The 16,689-nt window shown below is 58.6% G+C and carries 13 protein-coding genes; 9 read left to right on the top strand and 4 right to left on the bottom strand.

What is annotated here, in order from left to right:
* Positions 1-98 precede the first annotated feature (98 nt).
* The 3 genes from JNK74_17000 to JNK74_16990 all read right to left on the bottom strand — a co-directional run bounded on the left by JNK74_17000 (position 99) and on the right by JNK74_16990 (position 3,512).
* Entirely contained in the window at positions 99-2,084 is a 1,986-nt protein-coding gene (locus tag JNK74_17000; protein MBL7647883.1) for an FAD-dependent oxidoreductase, read from the bottom strand.
* 108 nt (positions 2,085-2,192) lie between these two features.
* Positions 2,193-3,305 (bottom strand): hypothetical protein, encoded by a 1,113-nt coding sequence (locus tag JNK74_16995; GenBank protein MBL7647882.1) that lies wholly within the window; start codon positions 3,303-3,305, stop codon positions 2,193-2,195.
* 51 nt (positions 3,306-3,356) lie between these two features.
* Positions 3,357-3,512, bottom strand: a complete 156-nt coding sequence (locus JNK74_16990; GenBank protein ID MBL7647881.1) for a hypothetical protein — start codon at positions 3,510-3,512, stop codon at positions 3,357-3,359.
* Positions 3,513-3,728: 216 nt separating this feature from the next.
* Between JNK74_16990 and JNK74_16985 the strand changes: the two genes are divergently transcribed.
* Complete coding sequence (locus JNK74_16985) at positions 3,729-5,108, top strand: Gfo/Idh/MocA family oxidoreductase (GenBank protein MBL7647880.1); 1,380 nt, start codon at positions 3,729-3,731, stop codon at positions 5,106-5,108.
* Positions 5,109-5,337: 229 nt separating this feature from the next.
* On the top strand, positions 5,338-6,930 hold the full coding sequence (locus JNK74_16980) for a sigma-70 family RNA polymerase sigma factor (protein MBL7647879.1): 1,593 nt from the start codon (positions 5,338-5,340) through the stop codon (positions 6,928-6,930).
* 33 nt (positions 6,931-6,963) lie between these two features.
* Here JNK74_16980 and JNK74_16975 read toward each other — a convergent pair whose 3' ends face one another.
* The gene (locus tag JNK74_16975) at positions 6,964-8,127 is read right to left on the bottom strand and encodes an amidohydrolase family protein (GenBank protein ID MBL7647878.1); all 1,164 of its coding nucleotides are present in this window, start codon (positions 8,125-8,127) and stop codon (positions 6,964-6,966) included.
* Positions 8,128-8,390: 263 nt separating this feature from the next.
* On the opposite strand from JNK74_16975, the gene tadA reads away from it, so the two are divergent.
* The 7 genes from tadA to JNK74_16940 all read left to right on the top strand — a co-directional run bounded on the left by tadA (position 8,391) and on the right by JNK74_16940 (position 16,489).
* Positions 8,391-10,370, top strand: coding sequence for a Flp pilus assembly complex ATPase component TadA (gene tadA / locus JNK74_16970; protein ID MBL7647877.1), 1,980 nt, complete (start codon positions 8,391-8,393; stop codon positions 10,368-10,370).
* Positions 10,371-11,047: 677 nt separating this feature from the next.
* The gene (gene dnaN / locus JNK74_16965) at positions 11,048-12,154 is read left to right on the top strand and encodes a DNA polymerase III subunit beta (GenBank protein ID MBL7647876.1); all 1,107 of its coding nucleotides are present in this window, start codon (positions 11,048-11,050) and stop codon (positions 12,152-12,154) included.
* Positions 12,155-12,682: 528 nt separating this feature from the next.
* Complete coding sequence (locus JNK74_16960; protein MBL7647875.1) at positions 12,683-13,168, top strand: chemotaxis protein CheX; 486 nt, start codon at positions 12,683-12,685, stop codon at positions 13,166-13,168.
* 5 nt (positions 13,169-13,173) lie between these two features.
* Positions 13,174-13,656: an N-acetyltransferase gene (locus JNK74_16955; protein MBL7647874.1), complete on the top strand. Its 483-nt coding sequence runs from the start codon at positions 13,174-13,176 to the stop codon at positions 13,654-13,656.
* Between the two features lie 47 nt (positions 13,657-13,703).
* A complete protein-coding gene (locus JNK74_16950) occupies positions 13,704-15,212 on the top strand; it encodes a hypothetical protein (protein MBL7647873.1) in 1,509 nt (502 codons plus the stop codon).
* A gap of 91 nt (positions 15,213-15,303) precedes the next feature.
* On the top strand, positions 15,304-15,885 hold the full coding sequence (locus JNK74_16945; GenBank protein ID MBL7647872.1) for a HupE/UreJ family protein: 582 nt from the start codon (positions 15,304-15,306) through the stop codon (positions 15,883-15,885).
* 46 nt (positions 15,886-15,931) lie between these two features.
* Positions 15,932-16,489: a HupE/UreJ family protein gene (locus tag JNK74_16940; protein ID MBL7647871.1), complete on the top strand. Its 558-nt coding sequence runs from the start codon at positions 15,932-15,934 to the stop codon at positions 16,487-16,489.
* The last annotated feature ends 200 nt before the right edge of the window (positions 16,490-16,689 follow it).

The following is a 16,689-nucleotide window of genomic DNA, read 5'->3' as shown; positions in this document are numbered from 1 at the left end:
ATAGAGGATGTTTCGTGATCTATCTGTGTCCATCTGCGTTCATCTGTGGGAAACTCTTTCCGTGAACTTCCGCGCATTTCCGTGGTTAATATTCCCCGCTATGCGTAGCACCGCACTTCATAGATCCGCGCATAGCCTTCGTACACGCCCGTGACATGCACCCGCACCGCCACGGCATCCACCGCCGCGAAATCATGCCGCCGGATTCGCTGGTGGTTGTTCTGCGCCTCCGCCACCACCGTCCACTCAGCCTCGGGCGCGGTCTTAACGAGCACACGATAGTCCTTCACCAATTCCGGTTGTACGCCGTCCACCTGGTTCTTCCGTGCACTGAACTGCTCCGTCAGCGTGAGCTGGCGGTAGAACGCGGAGTCGAAGCAGAGTTGCACATGGCTGATACGCTGCGGCGCTGGCCAGCTCAAATCGAGCCACGCGCCTTCGGGGCCCATTTCACCGCCCCAGCGATTCTTCCATTCGCCTTCCATGTCGCGTACCCAGCCATTGATCACGTTGGCGGCCAGACTGCCCTCCACTTCGGAGGACGCCGTAACCGTCGCCGTGCGCGCGAGATCCAGGGGGTCTTCGTTCTTCACGTTCTTAATCGTCTGGTCGTCGCGCAGGAGCACCTGCTGGTAATCGCGCAGCCGTTCCCTGTCTGCCACGAAGTCCTTGGGCAGCAGGCCCTGCTGTTTACACAGCGCCGCCGCCGTGCCGATGGCCTGGCCCTCCACCGCGCAGGTCGCCATGACGCGGGTGGACCCAAAAGCCACGTGGGTATTGCTGATGTTGCGCCCCGCCATGAAGAGGTTGTCCACGTTTACGGAGAACATGCTGCGCAGGGGAATGTTGTAGACCTCTGCAATCTTGATGGAGACATAGGGCGGAATCTCGGGATCGTCGAAACCTGTGGGCGGGTGGTTGTCGAAGGGCCACCCGCCGATGCACGCCGCGTCATCAAAGGGCGGGTTCAGGCCCATGCAATCCTGTTGCGTGAGGATATGGGGCCCTTCCAGGTGACGGCTGGCCCGCTTGCCGGGGATCATCCCCACCCAGTCCATGGCCCAGTTTGCGCTCTCGGGCTTGTCCCCGGAGTTCTTGATGTAGTCCCACACGCCCATCACGATGGAGAGCAGCTCGAAGCGGATGCGCTCGTTGTCGCGGATGGCGTCAATGTGTCCGCCCCACTCGATCCACCAGTAGCCATACTCCCACGAACCCACGCCGCGAAACTTCAGGTGATCCTTGGTCACCTTCCGCGCCCAGGTCGGCGGCGTGAAGGCCATGGGCTTGCCGTAGTCCTTCGCCGTAAATAGAATGCTGCTGCCGAGGGTGCCGGTGCCGCCCACCTCCGGCGCCAGGGGCTCGTTGAACTCGGCGCGGCTCTCGTGGCCCAGGCGAATCTTCGCGCCCGCCTCCAGGCCCAGGCGGCAGTCGCCCGTGCAGTCCGCGTAGTAGGGCGCCTTGATGTGGTAAATGTGCTCCGTCTTATCCGAGCGCGCCGCAGCGCTCACGATGCGCCCGTCCTGAACCTCCGCGCCAAAAACGAAGGTATCCAGAATCAGGGTGATATTCGGCTCGGATATCACCTTGTCATAGAGCATGAAATCGAAGAGTTCCCAGGCGTGGTGCGGATTGCGCATGGCGTTTTCGAGGCGCAGCTCTTCCAGGATGCCGCCCTCCCGCCACCCGGAGCGGTTGCCATGGTGATCCGCGCCCACGATGTGCATCCGCACTTCGCTGCTGGCGTTGCCGCCGAGGCGCGAGCGATCCTGCACCAGAATCACTTTGGACCCGTGCCGCGCCGCGGCGATGGCCGCGCACACGCCCGCCATGCCGCCCCCGGCCACCAGAAGATCGCACTCCAGTTCCACGAGGGTCATGTTGAGCTCGCCGACGATCCGGTTTTTCAGGGGCGCGGTTGGTGCGATAGCCTCAAAGCCGGGCTTTGCCGGTATTACAGCTTCGGTCGCCGGTGAGACGAGATCATCCGCCTGGACCATCACGGAATAACCCAGACTGGCGGCACTGGCGCCGCCCAGGGATTTCAGAAAGCGGCGACGATTGACGGGATCGGAGTGTTGCATGGAAAAGCCTCTCTCGTTGTGTGAGAAGCCAGAATAAGGGGTGCGGGCGCGGGATGCAACTACGGCAGGAAGGAGAGATCGGGCAGAACCCTGCTCTTCTCGAACTGCTTAGTCCACGATGGAAAGCGAGCCCGCGATTTTCAGCCCCAGATTCAGCAGGTCTTCCTGGGGCTGCTCGTCGGCGGTCTTGCCGCCCTCAAGTTCGTTCAGCAGCTTGCCATACAGGTCCAGCGATTGCGCCACGACCTTCAATTCCTCGCCGATGGCCATGGAGAAGTTAAGGTTCAGATCCGCCTGCACCAGCTTCCCGTTTTCCACGTCAAAGTAAATTAGATTTTCGCCCGCCAGATCGAAGCTGGGCATGCTGAAGTTCATCCCCTCGCCCAAAGCGCTCTCGGGTGAGGTGATCTGGCCGTCTTTCTGTTGCGATTTCAGGGTCTGCCGGATCAGGGCGCAGTAACGGCCCCGATAGAGATTGAAGCCTTCCAGTGTATTGACGGCCTGGCTGCTGACGAGTCCGTCCACCCCCGGCACCGGCATCCCGAAATCGGAGGTCCACTGAAATCCCGGGTTCAGGTCGCCTTCGGGAAACTGCACACTGGCCAGGATCGTTTCCGGCGAGATCATCTGATCCATCCCCCGCGCACCCGACACCTGCAGCACATCGCCCGACGGCGCAACAACCGCCTTCGTGGGCGTGTTGAAAAATTCGAGCTGGGGAATCCCCTTGATCGAATCGCCCGACGCCGTGCTTATGTGCTCGTTGCCGTATTGATACTCTGTGCCCGCCATGGAATGGCTCAGGTTCACGGGTTCATCCATAAAGCTCCCCTGCATCACCACGTTGTCAAAGCGGATGTCCAGGTGGCCATTTCCCGAGCTGTCCACACTTTCGGTGATTACCTGCATGTCCCCGCCCAGACCCATCGCCACGCCGCTGGAGCCCGCCAGCGATTCGATGCCCGCCCCGCTGATGTCCGCCTGAAGCCGGTAATAGGTGCGCTCCCCCGGCACAAACTTATAGTGGAGGAGACTTTCCTGCGTGGCCGGAATCATGGCGTCGGGCACGGCCGGCGTCGATGCCTGCGGCACGAAACTCGCCTGCTGCACCCGCAACGGCGAACTGTGGACCGTTTCACGGGCCCAGTTTCCGGTGGACAATCCCGCAGCCGCCACGCCCGCCGTAAGCAGCCCCTTGCCTAAGAATGCCGTAAATTTCATAACGCTCACCAAGCTCCTTCGCCTTCATCGTCGCATAAATCTGTAAAACTGTCAAGCGCCGCCCGCGCCAAGTTGCGCCAGCACATGCGTGATGGCATGCCGATGGGCAGAGAAACGTGCTTGTTTGTCTCGGTCTCCATTCGTCTTGAGACAAAAATTGGCTGTTAAGTATTTGTAGATAAACGACTTAGGAAATACTAATTTCATACTAATTCCTACTAAATTAGTATTTGGCCGTGCACGCAGCACTCCATGGATCACCAGTCCACCGATTCTGCCGCACCCTGCGGTCGAAATCGATCCTCCGTTCGTCTTCCCCCTTCCGTGAATTTCCGTGCCCTTCCGTGGTCGATCCGCCAACTAGATCTCGCCTCGAATTTTCCCTATCATGGCCTGCGAACCCCATTCACGGAGAGAGACCCCATGCAGCACCACGATCTGACCCGCCGCGCTTTCCTGGCCGCCACGACCACCGCCACCCTGTCGGCCTGCGCCACCACGAAGGTGAACACCGCCAACGTGGTGCCCGGCAAGATCTCCCCCAATGAAAAACTCAACGTTGCGGCGGTCGGCATCGGCGGCATGGGCCGCAATAATATCGCCGCCTGCGCGGCCACGGAAAACATTGTGGCCCTGTGCGACGTGGACCATAACCACGCGGGAAAAATCTTCGATCTCTATCCCGGCGCGAAGCGCTTCGTCGATTACCGCGATATGTTCGATAAAGCGGGCAAGGACTTCGATGCGCTCATCGTGGCCACGCCGGATCACACCCACGCGGTGATCTGCATGGCGGCCATCCAGAATGGCAAGCACCTCTATTGCCAGAAGCCCCTGGCCCACACGCTCCACGAGGTCCGCACCATCACGAAAGCGGCCCGCGAAGCGGGTATCCAGACCCAGATGGGCAACCAGGGCCATTCTTCCAACGAGATCCGGTTGGTAAAGGAGTGGATCGACGACGGCGCCATCGGTCCGGTGCGTGAAGTACTTGCCTGGAGCGATCGCCCCGTGGGCGGCGATCCCTGGTCGGACTTCCCCATCATGGCGCGGCCAACAGACACTCCGCCCGTCCCGGAATCCCTGAATTGGGATCTCTGGATCGGCCCGGCGCCCATGCGGCCTTATCACCCCATCTACCACCCCCTGAGCTGGCGCGGGTTCTACGACTTCGGCACAGGCCCTCTGGGCGATATGGGTTGTCACATCCTGGACCCGTCCTTCTATGCGCTCGATCTCGGCCACCCCACCAGTGTCCATGCCGCCACGACCCACGACATCCCCGAGATCGCGGCCGAGACCTATCCCCGGGCCTGTGTGGTGAATTACCAGTTTGCTGCCCGGGGCGACAAGCCGCCGGTAAAGCTCACCTGGTTCGATGGTCGCCTCATGCCTCCGATTCCGGACGGGCTGCCCGGCGATTTCGAGTTGCCCAACAATGGCGCCCTGCTCATCGGCGAAAAAGGCATCATCCTCCACAAGTCCCACGGCGCGGGCGGGGCCCAGATCCTGCCCGAGGCCCGGCGCAAGGCCTACACCGATCCCGCGCCAACCATCGAGCGCGTGGCCCAGAACAGCGCCCCCCACGAGCAGGACTGGGTCCGCGCCTGCAAAGACGGCAAGCCCGCGAGCGCCAGCTTCGAATATGGCGGCCCCCTCACGGAAATGGTGCTCATCGGCGTGCTGGCGATCCGCATGAAGGATCACCGTCTCGAATGGGACGGCGACAACCTGAAGGTGACCAACAACGCCGAAGCCAACGCCCTGATCAATCCGCCCTATCGCGAAGGCTGGACCCTTTGAAGGATGAAGGATGAAATCTGAAGGTTGAAAAAGGACGGGTAGAAAGAGTCATATCGATAAGTTTGACTCGTTGATCCTTATTCGTCCTATCCGTCCTATCCCATTTCATCCTTCAACCCCCTTCATCTTTCATCCCCGCCATCGACTCTGCTACCCTTTAGCCTTGAGCCGGGCGGTGTGCCGCCGGCCGCCGCAGCACCTCATTCCCAACTACCCACGCGTGGAAACGATGACTACGGAAACGCAGGTTACCCATAACAATCCCGATATCGATGCGCGACCGCTTCTGGCCGAAATTAAGAAGGGCGATCCCGCCTCGTGCCGCCCCCTGATCGAGCATGTTGAGCGGCCGCTCTACAACTATCTCTATTGGCTCACCGGCGATCCCGAGCGCGCTTCGGAATTGTTCCAGCGCACCCTGGCGCTTTCGGTCAACAATCTCGCCCGGCTGCGCAAGGCGCCTTCCGTAAAGGACTGGATCTTCCGCACGGCCACCCTCGTAGCCCTGGAACACGCCCGTCGCCAGCAGCAGCAGAAGCGCTCTTCCTGGGACAACATCCTCCGGGGCGGCATGGCCCCCGCGCGGGATGACAAATGGTCCGCCTGGGACGATGACGCGTCGGCGGTGGAAACGGAACGCCACGACCGAAACGCCGCGCTCGTGAACGCCCTGAAAGCCCTTACCCTTAAGGAACGGGCCGCCGTGCTGCTGGCCTGCGTGGTCGGTCTGCATCCGGCCGCACTGGGCGAGAGTCTGAACCTCTCTCGCCGCCGCGCGGAAAGACTCCTCCTGGACGCCTGCGACCGCATTGCCCAGCCATCCGGGGTCGCCACCGCCTCACCCGTCCCGAAGGGCCTGCGCGACAACATCCGGCGCCGACAGCTCAATCTGCTTTCGCCCGGACGCCAGCGAAAGCTGGCCGCCGCCATTGCCGCCCTGAAGGAGGGCGCGGCGCTGGCCGCCGCGGAGAGCGCCACGCTGGAAGCCATTCGCGAACTTCCGGAGGTCCATCCCCCCGAAAACCTGGCCGCGCAGACGGAAGATCACCTCCGCGCCGGCCACGAGGCCCAGGAAGAGCGCATCGCCACCTGGGGCTTCCGTTTCATGCAGGTCACCGTGCCGATTTTTATTATTGCCATCATCGCCATTATCCTGCTGCCCACCATTTCCCGCTCTCTGGAAGCGGCCCGGCAGGCTGCGGGCGCGGAGAACCTGGAAACCATCGGTAAGGCGCTGCTGGAATACAGCGCCCAGTCGGAAGCCAACCAGTTTCCGCCCATGGTTACCGATGTGCCCGGCGCCTGGGTGCCCGATTTGCGACAGCTCTACCCGCGCTACATTAAAGATCCCGCCCTGCTGGTGCGGCCCAGCCTCAACGACCCCGAACTCGTAAAGGCCATGAAAAACGCCCTCGAAGCGAGTCCGCCGGACTTCAACACGGCCCACGCCCTCATGGCCCGCTCCTACGTCTACACCGGCTACGTCCTGCTCGACGAAGCGGCCCTGGCGGCCTTCAAATCCGCGCTGGAAAGCCCGACGCCACCCGATATCCAATCCGACATCGATACGGCGGACAAAATGCTCCGGCGCCTGAAGAAAGACGTGGAGTACTTCTTCGTCGCCAAACGCAGCGATCCCCTGGCCGCGGCCAATACCCGCGCGGCCATCCCCATCATGTTTGAGCGGGTCACCGCCAGTGTATTCGGGCGTGATCCGGACAGCGCCAATGTCCTCTATCTCGATGGCCACGTGGAACCCGTGCGATTCGGCTCGGCCTTTCCCGTAACCCCGGGCGTGCGGGAACTCCTCGGCGGGGGCTGAGGGGAGGAGAGGGGGCGGTTCCGCTATCCCCGACTACGGCTTCTTTAATCCCGCCAGCAGTTTGTCGATATTGGTTTCATAGATCTTTTTCAAGATCTCCGGCGGCAACCCGAGACCGCGAAACTCCCCGTAGATGTTCTTCCCCCCGGCATAGGCGTACTTGGAGCCCTGAGCGGCCATCCAGAAGGTATAGTGATCCTTCTCATGGAGATCGCGGCAGGCCCGAATGACCGACGTGATCCAGGCCTGGGTCTTCTCCGAGTTGCCCGTCACCACCATATCCGTGCCCCAGACAATACGATCCTGGTTCTTCCGGTAAAATTCTTTAAATATGTCCGGATTATCGCTGACCTTCTCCAGACCGCCCACCAGGATCTCGCGCGTGCCGAAGCTCGTATCCACATACAGGTTGGGATACTTCGCCAGCATCGCCTCCATTTGCTTGATCACCTTGCCCTCCGGCTTCCAGAAGCCCACACCGAAGTGGGGCAGGAGCACGTACATCTTCGGGTGCTTCTCCATCACCCGTTCGAATTCGTCGCCGTATTTGTCCATGTTGATGTGCCACACGATGGGCAGGCCGTTCTCCTCGCAGAAGGCATAGACCGGCATCATTTCATCGGCATCCAGCTTTCGATCGTAAAAATTGCTGTGCCCCGTGTAGAGCTTCAGGCCCATGGCCCCTTCCGCCATATAGCCCTTCAACAGCTCAATTTTCGCCGGATCATCCGGGTGAAGCGTGACGAAGGGTATGATCTTGCCCGGATGCTTCTTCGCCGCCGTGAGAATTTCCTTTGAACTCCAGTCGTTCAGCTTGTCCTTCGCGCCTTTGCCTTCAAAGGTAAACTCGGAACTGGCCACGAAAAGTGTGCGCGTCACGCCGAGCGTCTCCGCGGCCGCCAGGTACTTGTCCAGATGCTCCAGCTTGTACAGATGATCGTGCCCGTTGGTAATCCGATACACGTTCTCCAGCGGCGGCTGCGGTGCCGGACTCGCCGGATTGGCCGGCGCTTCCGAGACCGAAGTTGAGGCCGTTGCACTGGAGCCCGCGAGCTTATGCCGGAAATGAAGCCAGGTGACCAGATTGGAAGCCACCAGCAGAATAACCAGTAAACTGGACACAAGTTGCAGGTAGTTCACCGGGGGTCGAACCAGTTCGGGCTGGTTTTCCGGCGTTTGGGGGGTTGTATTGTCCATGGATCGTTCCGCGCGCTCTGCCGATGTGATGAGTAGGTGAAAACCCGATGATACGCGAAGATGACCCCGCACACCAAGTGCGGGTACGCCGGGGACCCGCAAAAAGGACTTGCAATATTGGGAAAGATCCCGGATGATGGTTTGCTGGTTGAGGCGAACCCTGCCGACGTGAATTTTTCGTTAAAATAGCACTTTGCGATCCATTCATGTTAAACCTATAATGCCCGACGTCCCAGGGAACCGAACGGAGGAGGAACCCCCTTATGAATGCGCGCAGAAACAGCGCTACACTCGGTGAAAATCTCGTCAAACAGGAGCTCATCACCCGCGATGAGCTCAACAAGGCCAAGGAAAAAGAAGCCAGTACCGGAACCCCATGGTACAAACAACTCATCCAGGCCAGAAAAGTGTCTTTCAACGCCGTTGAAGACATGCTCCGCTATGAATTCCATTCCAAAGCCGTTCATACGGTGCAGCAAAGCATGGGCGATACCCTGGTCGGTATGGGGGTATTGACCCAGGATAAGCTCGAAGAGGCCCTGGCCCTTCAGAAGCGCAAGGGCCGACTGCTGGGCAATATTCTTGTGGAACACGGCTATGCCACGCGGGAAGATATTGCCCGGGCCTTCAGTTTACAACACGAATTGCCCTATACCATCCTGGAGAAGACCCCCAGCGACACCGAAGCCCTCGCATTGATTCCGGAAAGCGTGGCCCGCAAGAATGAAATCATACCCATAAGCCTCCAGGGCGATCGGCTCGACGTGCTGATTACCAGCCCACAGGCTCTGGACCGGCTTGAAGCCGCAAGCATTATCCTGGGAAAACGAATCCACGTCAGCATTACCGCCTGCGAGGACATCAAGACCGAACTTGCCCGGCGCTATGGAACCTTGAAGGAAAACGACGCCAGTGCCGCGACCCCGCCGGTCCGTGCCGCCCGGCAGGCCGCAAAACAGCTCGATGAAGAAGTGCCTGTAAAATCCGTCCATCCATCTATAAGCAAATCGGTTATGGAGAATGATACCGTGAACGTTAATGAGGAAGTCGAAGTAGAGCGGGAGTCCGCGCGTTTTGAAGCCATTGCCCGGGCGGCGTCGGGAAGTTCCGTGATCCAGATGGTCACCACCATCATCGAGGGCGCCGTCAATTCCGGCGCCACCGACATCCACCTGGACCCCCAGGAACCCGAAATGCGCGTTCGATACCGCATCGACGGCGTGCTCCACGACATCATGAGTATTCCCGAAGAGCTCGAAAATGCCGTGGTTTCCCGCATCAAGATTATTGCCGAACTCGACATTACGGATACGCGCCACCCCCAGGACGGCCACATCAGCCTGGAGGTCGGCGACCGCGAGTTCGACGTGCGCGTTGCGACGCTGCCCACTTTCCTCGGCGAGCGCATTGTGCTCCGCCTCCTGGATCAATCTTCCGTGCTTTCCGGTATCCGCGATCTGGGCCTCGAATCCGACGATGAGGAAAGCCTGACCCGCATTATCGAACAGCCCTACGGCATGATCCTCGTCACGGGCCCCACGGGCAGCGGTAAGACCACGACCCTTTATGCGGCCCTGAATCAGAAAAACGTCATGACCGACAGTATCGTGACCATCGAAGATCCGGTGGAATACCAGCTTTCCGGCATCAATCAGGTGCAGATCGATACCGATATTGACGTCACCTTCGCCAATACGCTCCGCGCCGCCCTCCGCCAGGATATCGACGTGCTGCTCGTGGGCGAAATTCGAGATTCCGAGACCGCCCGCATCGCCATCCGCGCCGCCATGACCGGCCACCTTGTATTCAGCACCCTGCACACCAATGACGCGCCCGAGGCTATCGCCACCCTGCGCAACATGGAAGTGCCCGCCTATCTCATTTCCAGCGCCCTGACCGCCGTCATTGGCCAGCGGCTGGTCCGCACCATCTGCCGCGAGTGCGTCACGTCGTTCAAACCGGCGCCCACGCTGCTTAAATCCCTCGGTTTGCCCGCGACGACAAAGAAACTATTCCGCGGCAGCGGTTGCGACGCCTGCTACCACACGGGCAATCATGGTCGTACCGGTATTTTCGAGGTGCTGGAAATTACCGAGCCCATCCGCAAGCTGATTTACGAAGAAGCCAGCGCCGAAGTCATCATGAAAGCCGCAAAACTGACCACCATGGCCATGCGTTGTCGCCAGAAAGTGACGGAGGGCCTGGTGAATCCGGAAGAATTCCTGCGTGTTATCCGCACCTGAGGTGGCTCAGCAGCGCACCGAAACGGAAAAATTCAATTAAAGATGGAAGGGTGAAGAAGGCCTGTGGAAAACATGTGGATAACCCCTCCTGAGGTCGAATAACCGGTATTTCACCCCCGGTGGTAAACGACGTACAAACTATTGTATTTCATAGGGTTAGGGTTGCCGGTTCACTTGGAACCTACGATACAATTGAATAATTAACCCGTTTATTTTCAATGGCTTATGTGAGACGCGCGCCGGATTCCGGCGCGCGTCCCTCGTTTTGCACAGGCCGGGAAAAACTTTTTGGGGAACTTGGGGATAACCGGGAAAAGGCTCCAAAGCAGGCCCTGAAAGCGGTGTGGATAACCTTCGAAAGTCGGTGGAAAAACGAGACTCCGGCCCCCGGTGGAAAAGCGTCATATAACCTATGGAAAACCACCGGGGTTTTACACATTCCGATAGGGATATTCACAGGCGGATCTAAACCAATACGACCCCCTTGGGGAGGGCGGTGGAAAACGAAGTGGGTTATTCAGGTTTCTTTCCACAGGCTAAACAGCTATAATCAAACACGTTGACCCACTTTTCCACGCTATCCCAGTCCCTATTACTATTACGACTGGTTTTATCTCTATATTCAATCTAATATAATAAGCACCACTTATCCCCGTAAACGGACATGGAGAACCAGAATGAAGATTACGATCCCGCGACAGGATTTGCTGGATGCCGTCAATAAGGTCAAGAGCATCGTCTCTTCCAAATCCGCTTTGCCCATTCTCTCGCATATCCTGATTGAAACGGGCGAAGCCAACATTAAGCTGGCGGCCACCGATCTCAAGGTCAGCATCGAATGCACGGTGGATTGCACCGTGGAACGTCCGGGCGCCCTCACCGTATCTTCCCAGCGCATTTCCTCCATGCTTTCCGAAATGCCCAACGAAGACATCACGCTCAACCTGATGGACAACAACGTCATCGAAATCACCTGCGGGCGAATCGATACGAAGCTCTTCAGCATGTCGCCGGATGAATTCCCGCCCATCCGCAGCTTTGAGGGCATAGAACCCCTTACGCTCAAGCAGGGGACCTTGAAGAAGCTGTTCCTGCGCTCTTCCTTCGCCATCTGCAACGACCAGGCGCGCTATAACCTCACCGGCCTGCTTTTTGAGATAGCGGACGGCAAAATCACCGTTGTGGCCACGGACGGGCGCCGGATGAGCTTGAATCGCGAGTTGGAGGGCATTCCCTCGGACCGTGAGGCCAAGGTAATCATTCCCTCGAAGATGATCCACGAGCTGGAGCGCCTGCTGGATGAAGACGAGATGGCGCAGATCTTCCTCGACGAAAGCCAGATCGCCTTCGTGTTCAACAACCTCCGCATGGTTTCGGCCCTGATTGAAGGCACCTTCCCCAACTACAACATGGTGATTCCCGCCAAGCATGACAAGGAAATCCTCGTCAATACGGAGCGTTTCACCGAAGCCGTCCGGCGTACCCGCACCATGACCAACGACAAGTTCAATTCCGTGCGCTTCGGCTTCGGCAAGGGCGTGATGACGCTGAAGGTGGTGACCCCCGAAGTCGGCGAGTACGAGGAAGAGCTGCCTATCGATTATGATGGCGATAAGGTGGAAATTGCCTTTAACCCCGATTTCGTGCTGGATGTGCTGCGCCGGATGGAGTCCGATCAGGTGGCCCTGGTGGTGAAGGACGCCATGAGCCCGGGTATTCTCAAGCCCTGCACGGATGCACCGGATGATACCTACATCAACGTGGTGATGCCGATCCGGATCTGAGGGGTCCGGTCGGACTGATCGTTATGCATGTTTGGCAGGAGCCGGCAATTTCGGCTCCTGTTTTATTTTTTGACGAGGCAAAGCGGGTATGGGGCAATATATGGTGGTAAGTCAACGTGAACTGCTGTGTTTATGCCTGTGGATAACATGTGAAAAACCATGGGGCGCCTAGTGAAAAATATTGCGAATGCCGGTGGCTCTTCAGTTACCCATAGTCGTAAATCATAGTGTAACCTCTTTATTTTGAGTTATTTGAGAATAAACATCTGAAAAGATATTCAACACCCGCTCTTTCCGCGTTGGGCTGAAACACCCTGTGGATAAGTATCCGAATTCGACGTTAATACCCCTGTTTTCCGGTGGACACCAGCCGCACAATATGTTGCGTTGTTGCGGAAAAGGCTGCGGGATGCGAAAATGGCACACTCGGGTCTTGCCGGGGCAAAAGTGCCCCTGGTGGTTGACCGGAGTGTGATGAATTTCAGCCAGAACCCGGATTGCCGGTGAACCCTGGAGCGAATGGTCCCAATGTCTTCATCCCTGAAACTGGAGCTTATCGCTCCTTTTATCGACGCCACCAAGGAAGCCTTCTCCACCATGATCGGCATGCAGATCCGCCGGAAGGAGGTTTTTATCAAGCAGGGTTATGACATGTACGGGGATGTCAGTGGCGTTATGGGGCTGTCGGGCACGACCACGGGCACCTGCGCGCTCAGTATGCCCGCGGAACTGGCGGAGCGCGCGATTCGGGCCATGCTCATGACGCCGGATGATGAAATGCTTGCGGAATCAGAGATACGCGACGGGGTGGGCGAACTTATCAATATGATTGCGGGCGGCGCCAAGACCAGGCTCGCGGGAACGATGTACAAGTTCAATATGACCCTGCCCACCATCATTTCGGGCGGCAAGCATGAAGTGTTTCACCGCAGCGGCACGTATTGTGTCGTTATCGTTTTTGAGAATGTGGAACGGGAGTCTTTCGCCCTTGATGTTTGCATCTCGGTGAAGTAGGCGCCATGATTCGCGCGGCCACCGGACACGACGGTCCATCTCTAGCGTCGATTTACAATCCCTACGTTACCGACCTCGTTACCAGCTTCGAATATGGGGCCGTGGACGATGGGGAGATGACCCGCCGCATCGAAACCATTACCGCACGTTACCCCTGGCTGGTTTATGCGGATGGGGGAGAGATTCTCGGTTATGCCTATGCTTCGCGCTGGAAGGAACGGGCGGCCTATCACTACTGCGCCGAGACCACCATATATCTGCGCCGGGGCGCGGAGGGGCGGGGGATTGGTACGCAACTCTACACCGAACTTCTCCGTGCACTTCCCGACCACGATGTGAAGATTGCCATAGGCTGTATCGCCCTGCCCAATGAAGCCAGTGTGGCCCTCCACGAAAAGCTGGGCTTTGAAAAGGTTGGCCATTTTCCCGCCGTAGGCTTTAAATTTGATCGCTGGATCGACATCGGGTACTGGCGCAAGGCACTATGAGGAGAATACAGCCCTGGCCTGATTCATGAACGATTGGAGTACCCGCTGTGAAACGACGCACCTTTTTGACCACTGGAACTCAGGCGATTGTTGCGGGGAGTGTGGCGGGACTTTCCACACCGGCGGCACAAGCCCTTGAAACGCCCATTTCGGGTCCGTCCGATCCGGTCGCTTCGCTCCTTCGCGCGTATGACCGGGAAGATCATCGGCGTCGACTCATCAATATTGCGACCTGCACCCAATCCATTCGAAGCGCCATGCGGACTCATCTGATCACGGACTATCTTCCCGGACAGGCCTGCTACAACCTGGGTGAATATCCGGCCACCAGGCCCTGGGTGGTGGATGACTACGACGCGGGCGAGCTGGATCGCATGCGCGACGAAGGCATTCAAATCATTCAGGTGTTTGATGATTGGAACGATTCCCTCCGCCTTTTCGGTGGCGACAAGTATTCCGCCGTGAACCCGGAAGGATATCGAAAGTTCATCGCGCTGGCCCATGAGCGTGGCATGAAGGTTTTGACCTATACCTCGCCGTGCTTTATTCAGCGTACCGATCCCGATTTCAAACAGGAATGGAGTCGTGAAGGCGATTTCCTCGAAGTGGGCTACTGGAACATGGCCCGTTGTTCCCCTGCGAGTCCGGGTTGGCGCGCCTTTGTGCTGCAGAAATATGCCCAGATTCTTGATGAATATGGCACCGATGGCATCTATGTCGATGGAGGTTATCTCGCCAACAAACATCCGGCCAAGGGCGCCATGCCCGTTGCGAAGGATGAGATTGTGGCCTTTGAAGAGACGGCCGAGCACGATGGCGCCTTTGCCGATCTGTTGGCCTTGATCTATGCCGACGTGAAGCGGCGTGGCGGTATATTGAAGCTCCATGTGAATGCCGCGGAAATGCCCATGGCGGGTGCGTTGAAGACCTATGACTACCTCTGGGTGGGCGAGGGCGTGGCCGAGGCGGATGCCCTGCGCAACCTCACAAAGAACCATACGCCTTACCTCGTGCCCTGCATCGACATGGGCTTCGCCTCCACCGAAAGCGAGGATGAACCCTATCTCCAGTCCATTCCCTACATGCAGTTTCCTGTTTCCATGGGCGGTCGTATTTTCACCGGCGAGCGCGGCTTCGTACCGGGTGTGAGCTACAAAGACGATTTCTGGCTGAAACGCTGCCGCGACACTTTTGCCCAGTATCAGGCGGATCCCACCAAGCTCCACACCTACAGCGCCTGGGACGCCGTACCCGGCAATCCCAAGGCCCGCCCAACCTACGCACGCTGGCTCAAGCGCTACAAACCCCTCGTGGAAGAGGGAACCATGGCCTGGCTTGAGATTAGCGATTCCAGCCTCTTCAACGGGCCTCTGCCGAAGGATGTGGTGGCGTCGGCCTTCGCCAATCGGGAGCTGCACCTCGTGCTGGCGAACTATGGGAGGGAAGCGGTCGAGGTAAGAACGGCAACGGCCTATGTGGATACCGCCACCGACGGAAAATCGGATACGTGGACGATTCCGGCGAGGTCGCTGGTGATATTGCGGGGTACGTCTTAATATGCGGAACACGACATTCACATCGTTGATGTGGCTCCGAACAGGCTGCTACACTCCCGTCCAATCTTCCAAACGATAGGAGTGTTCAGCCATGCGACGGACTACCTTGCCTGTTCTTCTCGGGACCTGTGGATTCTGTGCCGCCGCGGCCCATGCCCACACGGGCACGGGCGCGATGGGTGGATTTCAAAGCGGTTTTCTTCACCCCGTGCTTGGTTTTGACCACTTGCTGGCGATGTTTCTCGTGGGCATCTGGGGCGCGCAGCTTGGCGGGCAGAATGTCTGGAAATTGCCTGTGGTATTTCCCATTATTATGGCGGTTGGCGGATGCGCGGGCGCGGCGGGCCTTCCCCTTCCAGGCGTGGAAGTTGCAATTGCCCTGTCAGTCGTTGGACTTGGGCTCTGCGTTGCCATTGCCTTCAAGCCAAAGGAGTGGGTCACTATTACGATGGTGGGGATGTTCGCGGTTTTTCATGGTTACGCTCACGGCGCGGAACTTCCCGAGGCCGCCGATGGCGTGTCCTATGGCATGGGATTCGTGCTGGCCACGGGACTGATTCACCTTGCGGGCATTGGGTTTGGCCTGGCGGCCCTCTCCCGGTATGAGGGCAAGATAGCGCGCATTGCCGGAGCGGCCATGTCCCTCGTCGGCGTGTACTTTCTCCTTGGCTAGACCGCGAAAATACTTGTCTGCCGCGTTACCGGTCGGACTGCTCCTCGTGGCGCTTTCACTTGCAGGCGTTGCCTTCGGTCACGGAGACCACAGCGCTCCCCTTGCGCATCGCGAGGCACACTTGTTGCCTCTTCCCGATCAGGCCATTGCCCTGGTCGCGCTTGCCATCGTCTTCGCGCGTCTTGAGACCGATTCGGGTGTTGCGCCCCTGTGGACCCTGTGCCTGGCCATCGTTGGGAGCGTTATCGCCGGTGCCCGATCTAGTTTCGGCCTTGTAGAATACGCGCGGGCCATTCCGCTCATCGTGATCGGATTGCTGCTGATCGATCCCTGGGAAAGGAGCAAAGGGTGGCCCCGAACCGTTATCGCCCTCGCAGGTACTGCGGCGGGGCTCTCCTACGGCGCGACCCTCACACCCGATATCAACTACTTTGTTCACGCGGTGTTCTTTTCATCTCTCGGGATCATGTCCGCAGTAATCGCGGCGGCCTCGTGGAAGCGTTTCTACCGGCCCTGGCTCCGAATAGCCGCTAAAATAGGGGGAAGCTGGATGGCGGCGATTGGGACGATCCTGCTGGGTGGGAAAATCAGTAACCACCGGTAAAACCGGTGGTATGAGGAAGGCCCCTAAAGGGGGCCGCGGTGGATCGAATGTAAAGTCACGTTGGGTTTTAGTCTCGCAGGGACGGCATATCGTAGCCCAGGTCGAAGACCCGCCGTGGTGGGCGCGAGCGAAGCGAGTCCTGGGATAGGGAACGAGGATTGACTAATCCCGCAAGGGGTGACATAGGAGATACTGCAAAC

The sequence above is a fragment of the Candidatus Hydrogenedentota bacterium genome (assembly GCA_016791475.1).
Taxonomy (GTDB): Bacteria; Hydrogenedentota; Hydrogenedentia; order Hydrogenedentales; family JAEUWI01; genus JAEUWI01.
This window is presented reverse-complemented; position numbering and strand designations above follow the sequence as displayed.

Coding starts and splice junctions, on each gene's coding strand:
- JNK74_16945 (MBL7647872.1), top strand. CDS start 15,304: ATGCGACGGACTACCTTGCCTGTTCTTCTCGGGACCTGTGGATTCTGT.
- JNK74_16985 (MBL7647880.1), top strand. CDS start 3,729: ATGCAGCACCACGATCTGACCCGCCGCGCTTTCCTGGCCGCCACGACC.
- JNK74_16975 (MBL7647878.1), bottom strand. CDS start 8,127: ATGGACAATACAACCCCCCAAACGCCGGAAAACCAGCCCGAACTGGTT.
- JNK74_16955 (MBL7647874.1), top strand. CDS start 13,174: ATGATTCGCGCGGCCACCGGACACGACGGTCCATCTCTAGCGTCGATT.
- JNK74_17000 (MBL7647883.1), bottom strand. CDS start 2,084: ATGCAACACTCCGATCCCGTCAATCGTCGCCGCTTTCTGAAATCCCTG.
- dnaN (MBL7647876.1), top strand. CDS start 11,048: ATGAAGATTACGATCCCGCGACAGGATTTGCTGGATGCCGTCAATAAG.
- JNK74_16960 (MBL7647875.1), top strand. CDS start 12,683: ATGTCTTCATCCCTGAAACTGGAGCTTATCGCTCCTTTTATCGACGCC.
- JNK74_16980 (MBL7647879.1), top strand. CDS start 5,338: ATGACTACGGAAACGCAGGTTACCCATAACAATCCCGATATCGATGCG.
- tadA (MBL7647877.1), top strand. CDS start 8,391: ATGAATGCGCGCAGAAACAGCGCTACACTCGGTGAAAATCTCGTCAAA.
- JNK74_16995 (MBL7647882.1), bottom strand. CDS start 3,305: ATGAAATTTACGGCATTCTTAGGCAAGGGGCTGCTTACGGCGGGCGTG.
- JNK74_16990 (MBL7647881.1), bottom strand. CDS start 3,512: ATGAAATTAGTATTTCCTAAGTCGTTTATCTACAAATACTTAACAGCC.